This is a genomic window from Pseudomonas sp. ESBL9 (assembly GCF_036668715.1).
Taxonomy (GTDB): domain Bacteria; phylum Pseudomonadota; class Gammaproteobacteria; order Pseudomonadales; family Pseudomonadaceae; genus Aquipseudomonas; species Aquipseudomonas lundensis.
In genome coordinates this window covers 635711-651715 of record NZ_JAZEVV010000002.1, presented here as the reverse complement: position 1 = coordinate 651715, position 16005 = coordinate 635711, and the positions used below count along the sequence as shown (strand labels likewise).

At 59.1% G+C, this 16005-nt stretch carries 13 protein-coding genes; 9 read left to right on the top strand and 4 right to left on the bottom strand.

Annotated elements, in window-relative coordinates; translation table 11 throughout:
• Positions 1–9 precede the first annotated feature (9 nt).
• Complete coding sequence (locus V6F78_RS09520) at positions 10–2388, bottom strand: PAS domain-containing sensor histidine kinase (RefSeq protein WP_047295838.1); 2379 nt, start codon at positions 2386–2388, stop codon at positions 10–12.
• 74 nt (positions 2389–2462) lie between these two features.
• Between V6F78_RS09520 and V6F78_RS09515 the strand changes: the two genes are divergently transcribed.
• Complete coding sequence (locus tag V6F78_RS09515) at positions 2463–3461, top strand: alpha/beta hydrolase family protein (RefSeq protein WP_332727032.1); 999 nt, start codon at positions 2463–2465, stop codon at positions 3459–3461.
• Positions 3462–3464: 3 nt separating this feature from the next.
• On the opposite strand, the gene V6F78_RS09510 is transcribed toward V6F78_RS09515, so the two are convergent.
• The 3 genes from V6F78_RS09510 to V6F78_RS09500 are packed head-to-tail and all read right to left on the bottom strand — an operon-like array spanning position 3465 to position 5924.
• Complete coding sequence (locus V6F78_RS09510; protein ID WP_094990660.1) at positions 3465–4229, bottom strand: TerB family tellurite resistance protein; 765 nt, start codon at positions 4227–4229, stop codon at positions 3465–3467.
• Position 4230: 1 nt separating this feature from the next.
• Positions 4231–4902 carry an N-acetylmuramate alpha-1-phosphate uridylyltransferase MurU gene (gene murU / locus V6F78_RS09505; protein WP_094990659.1) on the bottom strand — a complete coding sequence of 224 codons (672 nt, stop codon included), beginning with the start codon at positions 4900–4902 and terminating at the stop codon, positions 4231–4233.
• A complete protein-coding gene (locus V6F78_RS09500) occupies positions 4899–5924 on the bottom strand; it encodes an aminoglycoside phosphotransferase family protein (protein WP_094990658.1) in 1026 nt (341 codons plus the stop codon). The genes murU and V6F78_RS09500 overlap by 4 nt, the downstream gene beginning before the upstream one ends.
• A gap of 130 nt (positions 5925–6054) precedes the next feature.
• Between V6F78_RS09500 and V6F78_RS09495 the strand changes: the two genes are divergently transcribed.
• From V6F78_RS09495 to V6F78_RS09460, 8 genes are all read left to right on the top strand, one after another.
• Positions 6055–8844: an LPS-assembly protein LptD gene (locus V6F78_RS09495; protein ID WP_332727029.1), complete on the top strand. Its 2790-nt coding sequence runs from the start codon at positions 6055–6057 to the stop codon at positions 8842–8844.
• Entirely contained in the window at positions 8819–10159 is a 1341-nt protein-coding gene (gene surA / locus V6F78_RS09490; RefSeq protein WP_169840099.1) for a peptidylprolyl isomerase SurA, read from the top strand. Before V6F78_RS09495 ends, surA begins: the two co-directional genes overlap by 26 nt.
• Entirely contained in the window at positions 10156–11145 is a 990-nt protein-coding gene (gene pdxA / locus V6F78_RS09485) for a 4-hydroxythreonine-4-phosphate dehydrogenase PdxA (RefSeq protein WP_047295849.1), read from the top strand. The genes surA and pdxA overlap by 4 nt, the downstream gene beginning before the upstream one ends.
• Positions 11142–11960 carry a 16S rRNA (adenine(1518)-N(6)/adenine(1519)-N(6))-dimethyltransferase RsmA gene (gene rsmA, locus V6F78_RS09480; RefSeq protein ID WP_047279308.1) on the top strand — a complete coding sequence of 273 codons (819 nt, stop codon included), beginning with the start codon at positions 11142–11144 and terminating at the stop codon, positions 11958–11960. The genes pdxA and rsmA overlap by 4 nt, the downstream gene beginning before the upstream one ends.
• A gap of 115 nt (positions 11961–12075) precedes the next feature.
• Positions 12076–12456 (top strand): Co2+/Mg2+ efflux protein ApaG, encoded by a 381-nt coding sequence (gene apaG / locus V6F78_RS09475; RefSeq protein WP_047281413.1) that lies wholly within the window; start codon positions 12076–12078, stop codon positions 12454–12456.
• Positions 12456–13340, top strand: a complete 885-nt coding sequence (locus V6F78_RS09470; protein WP_047278012.1) for a symmetrical bis(5'-nucleosyl)-tetraphosphatase — start codon at positions 12456–12458, stop codon at positions 13338–13340. Before apaG ends, V6F78_RS09470 begins: the two co-directional genes overlap by 1 nt.
• Positions 13341–13360: 20 nt before the next feature.
• Complete coding sequence (gene glpE, locus V6F78_RS09465; protein ID WP_047295853.1) at positions 13361–13690, top strand: thiosulfate sulfurtransferase GlpE; 330 nt, start codon at positions 13361–13363, stop codon at positions 13688–13690.
• A gap of 300 nt (positions 13691–13990) precedes the next feature.
• On the top strand, positions 13991–15913 hold the full coding sequence (locus V6F78_RS09460) for a PrkA family serine protein kinase (RefSeq protein ID WP_047278017.1): 1923 nt from the start codon (positions 13991–13993) through the stop codon (positions 15911–15913).
• Positions 15914–16005: the final 92 nt, after the last annotated feature.

Genomic DNA, 16005 nt, shown 5'->3' with positions numbered 1-16005 from the left:
TCCTCAAAGTCACAACGGCACCCGCACACTCAGGATCGTGCCTTCGCCCGGCACACTGTGCACCGACAGCGTCCCGCCCATCATCAATACCCGCTCACGCATGCCCACCAGTCCGAAGGATGTCGGCCTGCCGGTGGCGGGAATAAACCCCTGGCCATCATCGCTGATGCTCAGGCACAGCGCATGCGCTTCAACACTCAGGGTTAACTCTACGGTTTGCGCCTGAGCATGACGCATCACGTTGGTCAGCGCCTCCTGCAAAATTCGGAACAGCCCGACTTCCTTGGCCGCACTCAGCGGTGGCAGATGCTCAGGAACCTGCACCAGACACGGAATGTGCGTACGCGCTTCAAAGCGCTGTGCCTGCCATTCGATGGCCGAACTGATGCCCGCATCCAAAATGGGCGGCCGCAGTGCTGTGGCCACATCGCGCACCAACTGGAACAACTGCGCGATGAGTTTTTTCATGCTGTTCAAGCGCTCACGCAGACCGGGGTCCAGATCCGCGTAGGCCAACTCGCACATGGACGTTTCAAGTTTGAGCACGGTCAACATCTGCCCCAGCTCATCGTGCACTTCTCGGGCAATGCGCGCCTTTTCTTCTTCGCGCACGCTTTCAAGGTGCGCGGACAGTTCGCGCAGCTGGCCGCGAGAGCTGTCCAGCTCCAGCTCGATTCGCTTGCTTTCGCTGATGTCCCACACGATGCCGTCCCAGACCACGGTGCCATCTTGCAGGCGACGGGTGATGGCCTTGATCTCGGCCCAGCGCTGCTCGCCTTCACGCGTGACAATCCGGCCCTGCCAAGACCAATCGCTGTCGCTGTCGAGCGCCTGGTCCTGCACACGGTGGTAATCCGCTTTGTCGTCCGGGTGCACAAGGCTGCGCAGACCGACTTCACGTTTACGCAACGTCGCGGGCGAGAACCCGGCCAAGCTTTCACTGCCTTCGCTGATGTAGGGGAAGTCCAACTCGCCCGTGAGCAACGAACGTTCCAGACGAAACACCAGCCCGGGGACGTTGGCCGCAATGCCTTGCAGGCGTGCATCACTTTCTTGTAGCGCGGCCTGCACGCGGCGGCGCTCGGTGATGTCATTGAGGTACACCACCAGGTATTCCGCCGCCTGAAAGCGCAAAAAACTGAGCGTGACGTCGGCCGGAAAGGTGCTGCCATCCGCCCGCACGCACTGCGTTTCAAACCGTTGCGCGCCCTCTTCACCGGCCCGCGCACGCTTCCACAACCCCAGCCAGCGGTCCATGCTCAGCCCCGGTTCGAAATCACTCAATGGCCGCTCGAGCACAGCACCCGGCGCGCACCCGAGCATGCGCTCGGCGGCCAGGTTGGCGTAGCGCACATGGCTGTCCCAATTGACCCACAAGATGCCAACCGGGCTGCGATCAATTGAAAACTGAGTCAGGCGCAAGGCTTCGGCACTGGCGGCGCGCAGGGCAATGTCTTCGCGCGCGCTAAGCAGGGCACGCTCCAGCGAGGTTTGCTGCCCCCGCTGCCAGAACACAATCGCCATGCTCGCCAGCAGCAAGGCACCGATCAACAGGCTGACATTCTGCCAAAAACCGGGGGACGGCCCGGCGTGGGGATACTTGGGCTGCAACCAGCGCGCGTGCAATTGCTCCATGTCCCGCGCCGGGATGGCGTGCAAACCGCGCTCGACGATGCTGGCCAACTCCGGCCAGTCACGCCGGGTCGCCACGCGCAGCAACAGCGGCAAACCAATATCACCCACCACGGTCAACCCGGAGAACTCAGGTTCAATGGACAAACGACTGAGCTGCGCTTCATCAATCACGGCGTAAGTGGCTTGCTGGCTCAGCAACAATTGCAGGGCCTGACGCTCCAACGGCACGCCCTGCACATTCAGGCCCGGATAGCTGGTGCGCAAGAACTCTGCCGTGCTGCCAGGCATGCGCACAGCCACACGGGTCTGGCTGTCGAGCCGTTCCAGATCGACGGAGCCGCTGCCGTCGCGCACGCCCACAATCAACTGCGGGACGCGCATGTAAGGGTCAGAAAATTGCCACAACCTCAACCCTGCGGGGGTTTGCAAAAGGCCCGGCACCAGGTCGATTTCCCCGGCTTGGGCGGCTTTTTCCAGTTGCGTCAGGTCCGGGTAATTGCGCCACCGCAACTCAACGTTAAGTGCCTGCGCCAGCCATTTCATCAGCTCCACATTGGCCCCGGACAACTGCTGCAAGCGCTGGTCGAAGCGCGCGTAAGGGGCTTGCAACACCAGCCCCACGCGCAATTCCCGATGCTGCGACAGCCACTGCTGTTGCCCGGCACTCAATTGCGCCGCCGGCACAGGCGCTGCATGGCTCATCAAGGGCAGCCAGAACCAGCCGATAACTAACAGATAGCAAAAACGTGTCATCTGAACGCTCACACCCTGACAAATACGGATCAACCCTTTAGGCTGCCGGGATTACTTCTGGCCTGGAAAAAACGATGTCTTCTTACCGTCTGGCACTGCCAGCCCTGTGCCTGTCGTTGTTATTGCCCCTGGCGTTACCTGTTCAGGCGGACGACCCGGCGCCCGCCGCAGAACCCGCCCAACCCCAGCCCGTGGTGCGCGAGCCGCTGCCCGAGCGCAGCCAGGAAGACGCGGCCGCGCTGGAGCGACAACTCCCGCCCCATGAGCAGCAACAGCTACAGGCCGGGGAAGTCAGCTTTCTCGCCCTCTGGAAGCCCGCCAATAACAGCGACCCCAGCGGAGCGGTGATTATCGTCCCCGGCGCAGGCGAAACCGCCGACTGGCCCATCGTTGTCGGCCCGCTGCGCAACAAGCTGCCCGACGCCCGCTGGGCAAGCCTGAGCCTCAGTTTGCCGGACATGCAAAGCGAAGCCAGTCAGGCACGCACCGTCGAGCCAGAGAAATTGCCTACACAGCAAGCGCCAGACAGTAGCAGTAAAGACGCCAGCACCACAGCCAAACCTATCGAACAAGCCGCCAGTGTCGGCACCGAAAACCCGGCACCGGACCTGACGCCGGTGGCGTCGCAGGAAGACATGAATAAAGCGGATGCCGAGCGGATTTTCGCCCGTATCGAGGCGGGCATTGCCTTCGCGCAGCAACAGAATGTGCGCAGCATTGTGCTGCTGGGGCACGGCACAGGCGCGTACTGGGCAGCACGCTATACCGCCGAGAAACAACCGGCGCAAGTGGGCAAACTGATCATGGTCGCCGCGCAGACACCGGCTCAGGAACAGGCGGACTTGAGCCAGATGACACCCAACCTGAAGGTGGCGTTGCTGGACGTGTTTTACAAAGACAATGCGCTACCGCGCAAAGCCGCCCTGGAACGGCTGCAAGCCAGCAAGCGGGTCAATGGCGGGAATTTCACTCAGGTCGGGTTGTCCGCGATGCCGGGCAATCGCGATGCCAGTCAAGAACAGTTGTATCGCCGTATTCGCGGTTGGCTCAGCCCGCAGCCTGTGGATAAGTAACGGTCAAAAACCGCGACGCTGCCGGATTAACGCGTAAGCGTGATGCAGCTCGCGGGTTTTCTCCGTGGCGTCGAGCACCTGAGCCGGACCGGCGCCTGAACCGGCCACCTTGTCGGGATGATGACGACTGAGCAAACGTCGGTAAGCCCGTTTGATGTAGGCCGGGTCGCTCTGATGGGTGACACCGAGTAGCGTGAGTGACTCCTGATAGGTGCCACCTCGCGTGGCCAGCGGCTTTTTGTGCGGCTCATAATCGGCCCCCAGCGCCTGAATCTGTTGCGGGGTCCAGCCCAGCCATTTGCCCCACAGCCCTATCAAGGCTCGCTCTTGAGCATCTACCCGCCCGTCCGCCACGATCATCCGCCAGCAAGCGCGCAACACGCCTTCGGCCGCATGGGGCTGGGCCTTGAGCCGCCGCAAATAACCGCGCAACGAGTCGTTGCCAGACTTGCCCCGATTAAACGCAGCAATCGCCCGCTGCTGCGCGGGCGCGCTCATGTCGAGCAGGCGCATCTCTTGGCGTGCCTGCTCGATGTGCTTATCCACCACGCGCCCGCCGCTTTTGGCCAGACGGCCGAGCAACACAAACAACAGTTCGTCATTGCGCAGCGCAGCGCGACCGCCCAGGCGTTCGCGCAGATGGGCCCAGCTTTGCAGGTTCAGGCGCCGATCCAGCGCCTGCCCCAACAACGCACCCAACATGGCCCCCGGAATGCTGGCAATCACAAACCCGCCTCCGGCTCCGATCAGCGTCCCTGGCCACAGCATCCTACTGAGCGCCCTTGATCAGGCCTTCGGCCTCAGCCAAACGCTCGTGTGTGCCTACATCCACCCAATGCCCTTGCAAATGCTCTCCTGTGACATGGCCTGCGGCCATGGCTGTACGTAATAACGGCGCCAGCTTGAACGCGCCGGGCTCACACCCGCGGAACAACGCCGGGCTCAACACGGCAATGCCGCTGTAAGTCAGCGCGGGGCCATCAGGTTGCGCATCCTGAACCTGCGATCCCATCAGGCAAAAATCACCCGTGGGGTGATGAGGCGGGTTATCGACCAGCACCAGATGCGCCAGACCGGCGCAAGGTTTGCGCAAAGCAGCAAAATCGTAGTCGGTCCAGATATCACCGTTCACCACCACGAACGGGTTATCGCCCAACAAGGGCAATGCTTTAAAAATCCCCCCGCCGGTTTCCAGTGGCTCGCCCTCGGCGGAGTACTGAATGCTCAACCCGAAGCGCGACCCGTCGCCCAGGTAATCTTCAATTTGCTGACCGAGCCAAGCGTGATTGATCACGATCTCGGTAAATCCTGCGGCCGCGAGCGCCCGCAGGTGGTACTCGATCAAAGGCACGCCGCCCGCACGGATCAAGGGCTTGGGCGTATGCAGGGTCAAAGGCCGCAGGCGTTCACCTTTGCCGGCGGCCAGAATCATCGCCTTCATGCCTGAGCCTCGACCGGTTCACGCAGACTGACAAATAGCTCACCCAGCTCTGACAGTTCCGGGCGACGGGCCAACACGGCTTCTATATAAGAGAAGAAGCGCGGCACATCGGCCAGATAACGTGGTTTGCCGTCGCGATGGCAAATCCGGGCAAAAATGCCGATCACTTTCAAATGCCGCTGCACACCCATCAGGTCACTGGCGCGCAGGAAGTCCTGCAGCACGGGCTGCACCGGGATCGCCAGATGGCGCGCATTTTCCCAGTACTGGGCCAGCCATTGCAGCACCCGCTCTTCGGGCCAACTGAGGAAGGCATCCTTGAACAGGCACGTGATGTCATAGGTCACCGGCCCGTACACCGCATCCTGGAAATCCAGCACACCGGGGTTGGGGATGCTCAGCATCAGGTTGCGCGGCATAAAGTCGCGGTGCACCAGCACTTTGGGCTGCGCCAGCGCGCTGTCGATCAGCACATCGCTGACCCGTTGCCACTGCGCCTGCTGTTGCGCGTCCAGTTGGATTCCCAGGTGACGGCGGACATACCACTCAGGGAACAATTCCAGTTCGCGGCGCAGCAACGCCACGTCATAGCTGGGCAACGGGGCGGTCATGGGCAATTGCTGAAAAGCCAGCAAGGCTTCGATGGCATCGTCGAACAGTTCATCGGCGTTATCGTCATTAATAACGTCAAGAAAGGTTTTATTGCCCAGGTCATTGAGCAAAAGAAACCCTCGATCGAGGTCCTGAGCAAAAATTTCCGGCACATTTATCTCGCTGATACGCAGCAATTGGGCGATATCGACGAAGGGTTTGCAGTTTTCCTGGGGCGGCGGCGCGTCCATCACGATAAAACTGCGCCCCTCTCCTTCCCAGCGAAAATACCGCCGAAAACTTGCGTCACTGCTGGCCGAAGTCAACGTGGCCGGGGGCACGGCGCCCCATCCGTTGTTTAAATACAGGGCTGACAATTGCTCATCGAGCCAAACTTTAAGGTGTTGCAAGCGTACATCTTGGTCAGGCATTACGTGGGTCTCCGACGGCCCTAGCCGTCAAGCGGGTCATGCTTTATTATCCAGCATCTTTTCCAGACCATCGAGAGGCGTGCGGCCCCCACCGCGGGCTGATGGCACGCAGGAAGCCCGGACTAATAAGATGGCATTGAAATCCCCCGCGTTTCGTAAAAAATTTCCGTTGCTGGTAACCGGCAGTTTGCTGGCCATGCAACCTCTAGCCACGCCTTTCGCTGTTGCCGAGGAGCAGTATGACTGTTCCGTGTCGGCATCGGGCGGCTGGGACTGCGCACCGAAAGCGACCACGGCTCAATTGCCGCCGCGCCCGGTTCACAACGCCAACTCGGTGGGCGCCAATGGCGAACCCGTCGAGGAGGTCGCCCAGACCCCTTTGGTGACAGAAGCCAAGGGCCGTGGTCTCAAAGCGCGCAGTGCCGACTACAGTCACCTCGACTGGGTTCCGCGAGACAAGCTGACCCCCGCACAACTGGCCGAGACCGGCCCGTATTGCGCAGGCGCGTATGTCGAGCCGATCCGTCCGGGCATGAACGACCCGACCAGCAAAAGCGATGCACCGACCTTTATCGGCGCCAAGGCTTCCCGCTACCAGCAGGAAGAACAGATCGCAACGCTGGCCGGTGACGTTGTCATGCGTCAGGGCAGCATGCAGATCGAGGCTGACGAAGCCAGCCTGTATCAGGCTGAAAACCGCGGCGAGCTCAATGGCAAAGTCCGTCTGCGCGACAACGGTGCACTGATCGTCGGCGACCACGCCGATGTGCAGCTCGACACCGGCGCGGCCAAGGTCGACAACGCTGAATACATCCTGCACAAGTCGCGCATTCGCGGCAGTGCGCTGTACGCCAAGCGCGGCGAAAACGCGATCATCCGCCTCAAGGATGGTACGTACACCACGTGCGAACCGAACAGCAACGCCTGGCAACTCAAGGGCAACAACATCACGTTGAACCCGGCCACCGGTTTCGGTACAGCGACCAACGTGACGTTGCGGGTCAAAGACATTCCGGTCTTCTACACCCCGTACATCTACTTCCCGATCGACGATCGCCGTCAGTCCGGTTTCCTGCCGCCGTCGTTCAGCAGCAGCACCGACACCGGCTTTATGCTCGTGACCCCGTACTACTTCAACCTGGCGCCCAACTACGACGCCACGTTGTACCCGCGCTACATGACCAAACGCGGCTTGTTGATGGAAGGCGAATTCCGCTACCTCACCGAGTCCAGCGAAGGCCAGTTCGGTGCTGCTTACCTGAACGACAAGGACGACAAGCGCAAAGACCAGACTGACTACAAAGACACCCGCTACATGCTCAACTGGCAGCACAAGGGTGGCCTGGACTCCCGCGTCCTGACCGAGGTCGACTACACCAAGATCAGCGATCCGTATTACTTCCAGGATCTTGAAACCGAACAGATCGGTATTGAAAGTCAGGACTACGTGAACCAGCAGGGTTCGGTGACGTACCGTGGCGACACGTTTAACGCGAAGTTGAATGCGCAGGCCTATCAAATGGCCACCGTGACCCAAATCACCCCTTACAACAAACTGCCGCAAATCACCTTCAATGGTGCGCTGCCGTATCATCCGGGTGGTGTGAACTTTAACTACAACACCGAACTGGTACGGTTTGATCGTGACCTTGAAAACGGTGATTTCATCAACGAAGACGGTACTCCAGCTAAAAGACTCGACACCAACGTCACCGGTTTGGCTAGAGCAAACGGTACGCGTCTGAATCTTGCGCCGAGCATGAGCTTGCCGATGACGGCGAGCTATGGCTATGTCACGCCAAAGCTCAAGTACATCTACACCCAGTACGATCTTGATCTGGACGGCACTGGGAAAAGCGACATCGTAAATGCCCAAGCCACTGCTGCAAAAAATGGAAAGATTTACAATGGAGGCGTTTACAAAAGCTCCCAAAACCGCAGCGTGCCAATTGCCAGTATCGACAGCGGCCTTTATTTCGATCGCAACACTCAATGGTTCGGCACCAACTACCGCCAGACCCTGGAGCCGCGTGCGTTCTACCTGTATGTGCCTGAGCGCAATCAGCAAGACATCCCGGTCTTCGACACAGGCGAAAGCACCTTCAGCTACGGCTCCCTGTGGCGGGACAACCGCTTCTCGGGCAGTGACCGTGTGGGCGACGAGAACAAACTGTCGCTGGGCCTGACCAGTCGCTGGATTGAAGAAAACGGCTTCGAGCGCCAACGCATCAGCGTGGGCCAGGCCTATTACTTCAAAGATCGCAAAGTGCAAATGCCAGGTATTGAGGAGAACCGCGACGATTCCACCTCCAGCGTTTCGCCGTATGCACTTGAGTACGCCTACCGTTTCAACCGTGACTGGCGCGCAACCGCTGACTACAACTGGGATCCGGAAACCCGTAGCCCACGTTCTGGCAGCGCGATGATGCATTACCAGCCGGAAGACAATCCGAACAAAGTCGTCAACATTGGCTATCGCTATCGCAATGACCAGGTGCGCTACAACCAGTACACCGGTAAGTGGGAAATCGGCGGCGGTGACTTCGGTGTGAAAGGTCAACCTGGCTACATCAAGGACTACTACAAGATCCAGCAGCATGATTTCTCGGTTATCTGGCCGATCGTGCCGCAGTGGAACGTCATCAGCCGCTGGCAGTACGACTACAACCGTAACCGCACGCTGGAAGCCTTCGGTGGTTTCGAATACGACAACTGCTGCTGGAAACTTCGTCTGATCAACCGTTACTGGGTCGACAACGATGAGTACACCCAAGAAGCCCCGACCAACGAAAAGGGCGACCATGGTCTCTTCCTTCAAATTGTGCTGAAAGGTCTCGGTGGCGTTGTTGGCACCAAAGTAGAGAGCTTCCTCGACAAAGGCATCCAAGGTTATCGTGAACGTGAAGATCAAGCTTTCTGAGTGTTTGCGCCCGCTAGTGCTGGGCGCGTTGTTCCTGGGTACCGCGGCTCACGCCGCGGTTGAACCTCTCGACCAAATCGTGGCCATCGTCGACAACGACGTGATCATGCAGAGCCAACTGGACCAGCGTGTTCATGAAGTTCAGCAAACCATCGCCAAACGCGGTCAGGGCGTACCGCCTACCAGCGTGTTGGATCAGCAAGTGCTGGAGCGCCTGATCGTCGAGAACCTGCAATTGCAGCTCGGCGAGCGCATGGGCATTCGTATCACCGATGAAGAGCTGAACGATGCCGTGGCCACCATTGCCCAGCGCAATGGCATGACCATCGATCAGTTCCGCAGGGCCCTGGCACACGACGGTCTGTCTTATGAAGACGCCCGCGAGCAGATTCGCCGCGAAATGACGATCAGCCGTGTGCGCCAGCGTCGTGTGGCCGAGCGCATTCAGGTCACCGATCAGGAAGTGCAAAACTTCCTGAAATCGGACCTGGGCAAGATGCAGATGTCCGAAGAGTTCCAGTTGGCCAATATCCTGATTCCAACGCCTGAAAGCGCGAATTCGCAAGCCATCCAGAACGCCTACAAGCAAGCGGTTGATGTCTACAACCAACTGAAGAAAGGCGCCGACTTCGGCCAGATGGCGATTGCCCGTTCGGGCAGCGACACTGCTCTGGAAGGTGGCGACATGGGCTGGCGTAAAGCAGCTCAACTGCCACCTCCATTTGACAGCCTGCTCAGCAAAATGCCGGTTGGCGAAATCACCGAGCCTATTCGTACACCGGGCGGCTTCATCATCCTTAAGCTCAATGCCAAGCGCGGCGGCCAGTCTGTGGTAGTGGACGAAGTACATGTTCGTCACATCCTGATCAAGCCAAGCGAAATCCGCACTGAAGCGCAGACCGAAGCCCTGATCAACAAAATCCACGACCGCATCGAAGCGGGCGAAGATTTTGCCACCCTGGCAAAAACCTACTCCGAAGACCCGGGCTCGGCACTTAACGGCGGCGATTTGAATTGGGTCAACCCCAACTCACTGGTTCCCGAGTTCCGTGCTGCCATGTCCGACACGCCTCAAGGTGTATTGTCCAAACCGTTCAAGACTCAATACGGCTGGCATGTGCTGGAAGTACTCGGTCGCCGCGCCACGGACAGCACCTCTCAAGCGCGTGAGCAACAGGCCATGAACGCCTTGCGCAACCGTAAGTACGACGAAGAGCTGCAAAGCTGGTTGCGTCAGATCCGTGACGAAGCCTACGTAGAGATCAAACTGCCCGGCGCGAACTCGGACGAGAGCGCAAGCCAGGCGGCTCAGTGAACACCCAGCGGTTTGCACTGACACCCGGCGAACCGGCAGGCATAGGTCCAGACCTGTGCCTGCTGCTCGCTTCGCAACACCAGCCCCATCCCCTGATTGCCATCACCAGCTGCGACCTGCTCTCTGAGCGGGCCGCCCAGCTGGGGGTGGACGTCAACCTGCTGCCCGTCGTGCCGGGGCAATGGCCCGAACAACCGGCGCCCGCAGGCAGCTTGTATGTGTGGGATACCCCGCTGAGCACTGCGGTGACGCCCGGCGTACTGGACAAGGCCAATGCCGCCTTTGTGCTGCACACGTTGACCCGCGCCGCCCAAGGCTGTGTGGACGGCGACTTCGCAGGCATGATTACCGCCCCTGTTCACAAGGGCGTTATCAATGAAGCCGGCATCCCGTTTTCCGGTCATACCGAATTCCTCGCCGACCTGACCCGCACCGAACAGGTTGTGATGATGCTCGCCACCCGCGGCCTTCGCGTGGCGCTTGTCACCACACACTTGCCACTGCGTCAGGTCGCGGATGCAATCACCCCCGAACGCCTGATGCGGGTGACGCGCATTCTGCACGCCGACCTGCAACAAAAATTCGGCATTGCCCAACCGCGAATCCTGGTGTGCGGGCTCAACCCCCATGCGGGCGAAGGCGGACATTTGGGCCATGAAGAAATCGACATTATCGAACCCACCCTGGAGCTTCTGCGCAGCGAGGGCATGGACCTGCGTGGCCCGCTGCCTGCCGACACTCTGTTTACCCCCAAATATCTGGAGCACTGTGACGCAGTGCTGGCGATGTACCACGACCAAGGCCTGCCCGTGCTGAAGTACAAGGGGTTTGGCGCCGCCGTCAACATTACCCTGGGCTTGCCGATCATCCGCACCTCTGTTGACCATGGCACCGCCCTGGATCTGGCGGGCAGCGGCAAGATCGACACCGGCAGCCTGCAAGTCGCCCTGGAAACCGCCTACCAGATGGCCGAGACCCGTTTATGAACGAGCAATACCAACACAAGGCGCGCAAGCGCTTTGGTCAAAACTTCCTGCACGATGCTGGTGTAATCGATCGCATCCTGCGCGCCATCAATGCCAAGGCAGGCGATCGCCTGCTGGAGATCGGCCCGGGCCAGGGCGCATTGACTGAAGGCATCCTCCACAGTGGCGGCCAACTTGACGTGGTCGAACTGGACAAAGACCTGATCCCGATCCTGAACCAACAGTTCGCAGGCATGAGCAACTTCAACCTGCATCAGGGCGACGCCCTCAAGTTCGACTTCAACACACTGGGCGCGGCACCCCGCACCCTGCGTGTGGTCGGCAACCTGCCGTACAACATCTCCACGCCGCTGATTTTTCACCTGTTGAAAAACGCCGAATTGATCCGCGACATGCACTTCATGCTGCAAAAAGAAGTGGTTGAGCGTATGGCCGCAGGTCCGGGCGGTGGCGACTGGGGCCGTCTGTCGATCATGGTTCAGTACCATTGCCGCGTGGAACACCTGTTCAACGTCGGGCCGGGCGCCTTCAACCCGCCGCCCAAAGTCGACTCGGCCATTGTGCGTCTGGTGCCACACGAGACCCTGCCGCACCCGGCCAAGGATCATCGTTTGCTGGAGCGCGTCGTGCGCGAGGCCTTCAACCAGCGTCGCAAAACGTTGCGCAACACCCTCAAAGCCTTGCTGAGCAACGCTGAAATCGAAGCCGCTGGCGTCGATGGCAGCAAGCGTCCCGAGCAACTCGACCTGGCGGCATTTGTGCGTCTGGCCGACAAACTGAGCGAGCAAGCCGTCGCAGCGCCCGCTGCCGACTGACCGTCCTTACAAATCGGGTACTGGCCGCATCTGGCCTAGTACCCGTGACTTGGCCTAGACTCAGGCATCAGTTTTATCCCGAGCTGTGTCTCTGCTTTCAAGTAAGGCCTACCGCATGTCCGAACCCCGCTATCAGGTTGACGTCAGCGTCGTCACCCGTTACTTGCCAGAACAATCTCAACCCGAGCACGACCGCTTCGCCTTCGCCTACACCATCACGGTGAAGAACAACGGCTCAATCCCCGCAAAACTGCTGTCGCGTCACTGGATCATCACCGATGGCGACGGGCACACCGAAGAAGTACGCGGTGCCGGTGTGGTCGGGCAACAACCGTTGATCAAGCCGGGCCAGGCACACACCTACAGCAGCGGCTCCGTGATCACCACACAGGTCGGCACCATGCAGGGCAGCTACCTGATGCACGCCCAAGACGATCATGAATTCAAGGCCATCATTGCGCCCTTTCGCCTCGCCGTCCCCGGAGCACTGCACTGATGGCGGTCTATGCCGTTGGTGACCTCCAAGGCTGCCTCCAACCCCTCAAATGCTTGCTGGAGCGGGTCGCCTTTGATCCGACCAAAGACACCCTGTGGCTGGTAGGCGACCTCGTAAACCGGGGACCTGAGTCGCTGGAGACGCTACGTTTTCTGTATGGCCTGCGTGAATCACTGGTCTGCGTGCTGGGCAACCACGACCTGCACCTGCTTGCGGTGGGCAACAACATTGAGCGCCTGAAAAAGGGTGACACGCTTCGCGAGATCCTTGAGGCACCGGATTGCGACCAACTGCTGGACTGGCTGCGCCAGCAACCACTGTTGCATTACGACCTCGAGCGAAATACCGCCCTGGTCCACGCAGGCATTCCCCCGCAATGGAGCCTGAAAAAAGCCCTCAAATATGCTGGCGAAGTGGAGCACGCATTGCGCGATGACAGCCTCTTGGGCCCATTCCTTGATGGCATGTACGGCAACGAGCCTGCCAAATGGGACAGCGACCTCACGGGCATTGCACGCCTGCGGGTCATTACCAACTACTTCACCCGCATGCGGTTTTGCACCCGCGACGGCAAACTCGACCTTAAAAGCAAAGAAGGCGTGGGCAGCGCTCCACCCGGCTATGCACCGTGGTTCAGTTATAAAGAACGCAAAACCCAAGACCTCAAGATTATCTTCGGTCACTGGGCCGCACTTGAAGGCAACTGCAAGGAGCCCGGCATCTACGCCCTCGACACCGGCTGCGTCTGGGGCGGCGCCATGACCCTGCTCAACGTCGACAGCGGCCAGCGTTTGAGCTGCGACTGCGATGATCTGCACCTTAAAGCCCCCGCCAGCGTCCAACCCCCTTCCCAACCTTTGGGCGTAACGACTCCACGCCCGTAGTCAGGCCACAGGAATTTCCCATGACCGATTTCAAACGTATCCCTCCCGAACAGGCCCAAGCACTGCGCGATCAAGGCGCCGTGGTGGTCGACATTCGCGACCCGCAAGCCTATGCCGCCGGGCATATCAAAAACGCGACACACTTGGACAACCACTCGCTGCACGACTTCATTGCCAAGGCCGATCTGGATGCGCCGCTGATCGTCGCTTGCTACCACGGCAATTCAAGTCAGAGCGCGGCGGCCTACCTGGCAGGTCAGGGATTCAGCGAGGTGTACAGCCTCGACGGTGGTTTCGAGTTGTGGCGTGCGACTTATCCGGGCGAAATCGCCCAAAGCCCGGAGGAATAATTTTTTAAAACACGCCAAGCCCACGTATTCAGTGGGCTGGCGCCCTGCCTGACCAACGGTCGCGCACAACAATTCGCGCATCTCACCTTGACCTCTCCCAGAACCAACTATCCTTTAGCTCAGGCCATCCGAATCTGGGGAGAGCCGGTACACCGGCGTGAGGATCATCAGTAGTAACTTCAAAGGGTTAGCCCCTTTGATGGTGTCCTGGGGGGTACACAGCAACAGCAACGTTGCCGCATGCCAGCACTCGAACTGACCGATCAATCGCCGGCTCCACGTATCGAGCGAGGTGACGTCATGAGTATTTTTAGCCACTTCCAACAGCGCTTTGAATCCACGCGCCAGGAAGAACTTACACTCCAGGAATACCTTGAGCTGTGCAAAAACGATAAAAGCGCTTACGCCTCGGCCGCCGAACGGCTGTTGATGGCCATTGGTGAACCGCAACTGCTGGACACCTCGACAGACTCTCGCCTCTCGCGAATCTTCTCCAACAAAGTGATTCGCCGGTATCCGGCCTTTGCCGACTTCCACGGAATGGAAGAGTGCATTGAACAGATCGTTTCCTACTTCCGCCATGCAGCCCAAGGGCTGGAAGAGAAGAAGCAAATCCTTTACCTCCTCGGCCCGGTGGGTGGCGGTAAGTCGTCCCTGGCTGAAAAACTCAAGCAATTGATCGAGAAAGTCCCGTTCTACGCCATTAAAGGCTCGCCGGTATTCGAATCGCCACTGGGCCTGTTCAACGCCACGGAAGATGGCGCGATTCTTGAGGAAGACTTCGGGATCTCCAAGCGCTACCTGAGCACCATCATGTCGCCCTGGGCCACCAAGCGGCTGGCTGAATTTGGCGGCGACATCAGCCAGTTCAGGGTGGTCAAACTCTACCCGTCGATCCTTAACCAGATTGCAGTGGCGAAAACCGAACCCGGTGATGAAAACAACCAGGACATTTCGGCATTGGTGGGCAAGGTCGATATCCGCAAGCTCGAAGAATTCCCGCAAAACGACGCCGACGCCTACAGCTATTCCGGCGCTTTGTGCCGCGCCAACCAGGGTCTGATGGAGTTCGTCGAGATGTTCAAGGCACCGATCAAGGTGCTGCACCCATTGCTCACGGCCACTCAGGAAGGTAACTACAACAGCACCGAAGGACTGGGGGCGATTCCGTTTACCGGGGTTTTGCTGGCGCACTCCAACGAATCGGAATGGCACACCTTCCGTAACAACAAAAACAACGAAGCGTTCATCGACCGGATTTACATCGTCAAAGTGCCGTACTGCCTGCGGGTCAGTGACGAAGTCAAAATCTACGACAAGCTGCTGTATAACAGCTCGCTGGCCAAGGCCCATTGCGCACCTGACACCCTGAAGATGCTGGCGCAGTTCACAGTACTGTCACGCCTCAAAGAACCGGAAAACTCCAACATCTACTCCAAAATGCGGGTCTACGACGGCGAAAACCTCAAGGACACCGATCCAAAGGCCAAATCCATTCAGGAGTACCGCGACAGCGCCGGTGTAGACGAAGGCATGAACGGTCTCTCGACCCGCTTTGCTTTCAAGATTTTGTCCAAAGTCTTTAACTTCGACCCGCACGAAATCGCCGCGAACCCGGTGCACTTGCTCTACGTGCTTGAACAACAGATCGAACAAGAGCAGTTCCAGCCCGAAACCCGCGAGCGTTATCTGCGCTTTTTGAAAGAGTACCTGGCGCCCCGGTATATCGAGTTCATCGGCAAGGAAATCCAGACCGCTTACCTGGAGTCCTACAGCGAATACGGGCAGAACATTTTCGACCGCTACGTGCTGTACGCCGATTTCTGGATTCAGGACCAGGAATACCGCGACCCCGAAACCGGAGAAATCCTCAACCGCATTGCCCTTAATGAGGAATTGGAAAAAATCGAAAAACCTGCGGGCATCAGCAATCCGAAAGATTTCCGCAACGAAATCGTCAATTTCGTTCTGCGTGCCCGCGCCAACAACAATGGCAAGAACCCGACGTGGCTCAGCTATGAAAAACTGCGGGTGGTCATCGAGAAGAAAATGTTCTCCAACACTGAAGACCTGTTGCCGGTCATCAGCTTCAACGCCAAGGCGAGCAAAGAGGATCAACAGAAGCACAACGACTTTGTGACCCGAATGGTTGAACGCGGCTACACCGACAAACAAGTACGACTGCTCTCTGAGTGGTACCTGCGGGTCAGAAAATCGCAGTGAGGCAGCGGCAAGCGCCCGGCTACACGCTGCTCGCACCTGACGAACACTCCCGATCCCGGGAGCTCGCAGTGGCTTGCGGCGTGCAGCTCACC

Bases quoted from the DNA above. Each gene is read 5' to 3' on its own strand.
- V6F78_RS09520 (WP_047295838.1), bottom strand. From the start codon at position 2,388: ATGACACGTTTTTGCTATCTGTTAGTTATCGGCTGGTTCTGGCTGCCC.
- V6F78_RS09515 (WP_332727032.1), top strand. From the start codon at position 2,463: ATGTCTTCTTACCGTCTGGCACTGCCAGCCCTGTGCCTGTCGTTGTTA.
- V6F78_RS09510 (WP_094990660.1), bottom strand. From the start codon at position 4,229: ATGCTGTGGCCAGGGACGCTGATCGGAGCCGGAGGCGGGTTTGTGATT.
- murU (WP_094990659.1), bottom strand. From the start codon at position 4,902: ATGAAGGCGATGATTCTGGCCGCCGGCAAAGGTGAACGCCTGCGGCCT.
- V6F78_RS09500 (WP_094990658.1), bottom strand. From the start codon at position 5,924: ATGCCTGACCAAGATGTACGCTTGCAACACCTTAAAGTTTGGCTCGAT.
- V6F78_RS09495 (WP_332727029.1), top strand. From the start codon at position 6,055: ATGGCATTGAAATCCCCCGCGTTTCGTAAAAAATTTCCGTTGCTGGTA.
- rsmA (WP_047279308.1), top strand. From the start codon at position 11,142: ATGAACGAGCAATACCAACACAAGGCGCGCAAGCGCTTTGGTCAAAAC.
- apaG (WP_047281413.1), top strand. From the start codon at position 12,076: ATGTCCGAACCCCGCTATCAGGTTGACGTCAGCGTCGTCACCCGTTAC.
- V6F78_RS09470 (WP_047278012.1), top strand. From the start codon at position 12,456: ATGGCGGTCTATGCCGTTGGTGACCTCCAAGGCTGCCTCCAACCCCTC.
- glpE (WP_047295853.1), top strand. From the start codon at position 13,361: ATGACCGATTTCAAACGTATCCCTCCCGAACAGGCCCAAGCACTGCGC.
- V6F78_RS09460 (WP_047278017.1), top strand. From the start codon at position 13,991: ATGAGTATTTTTAGCCACTTCCAACAGCGCTTTGAATCCACGCGCCAG.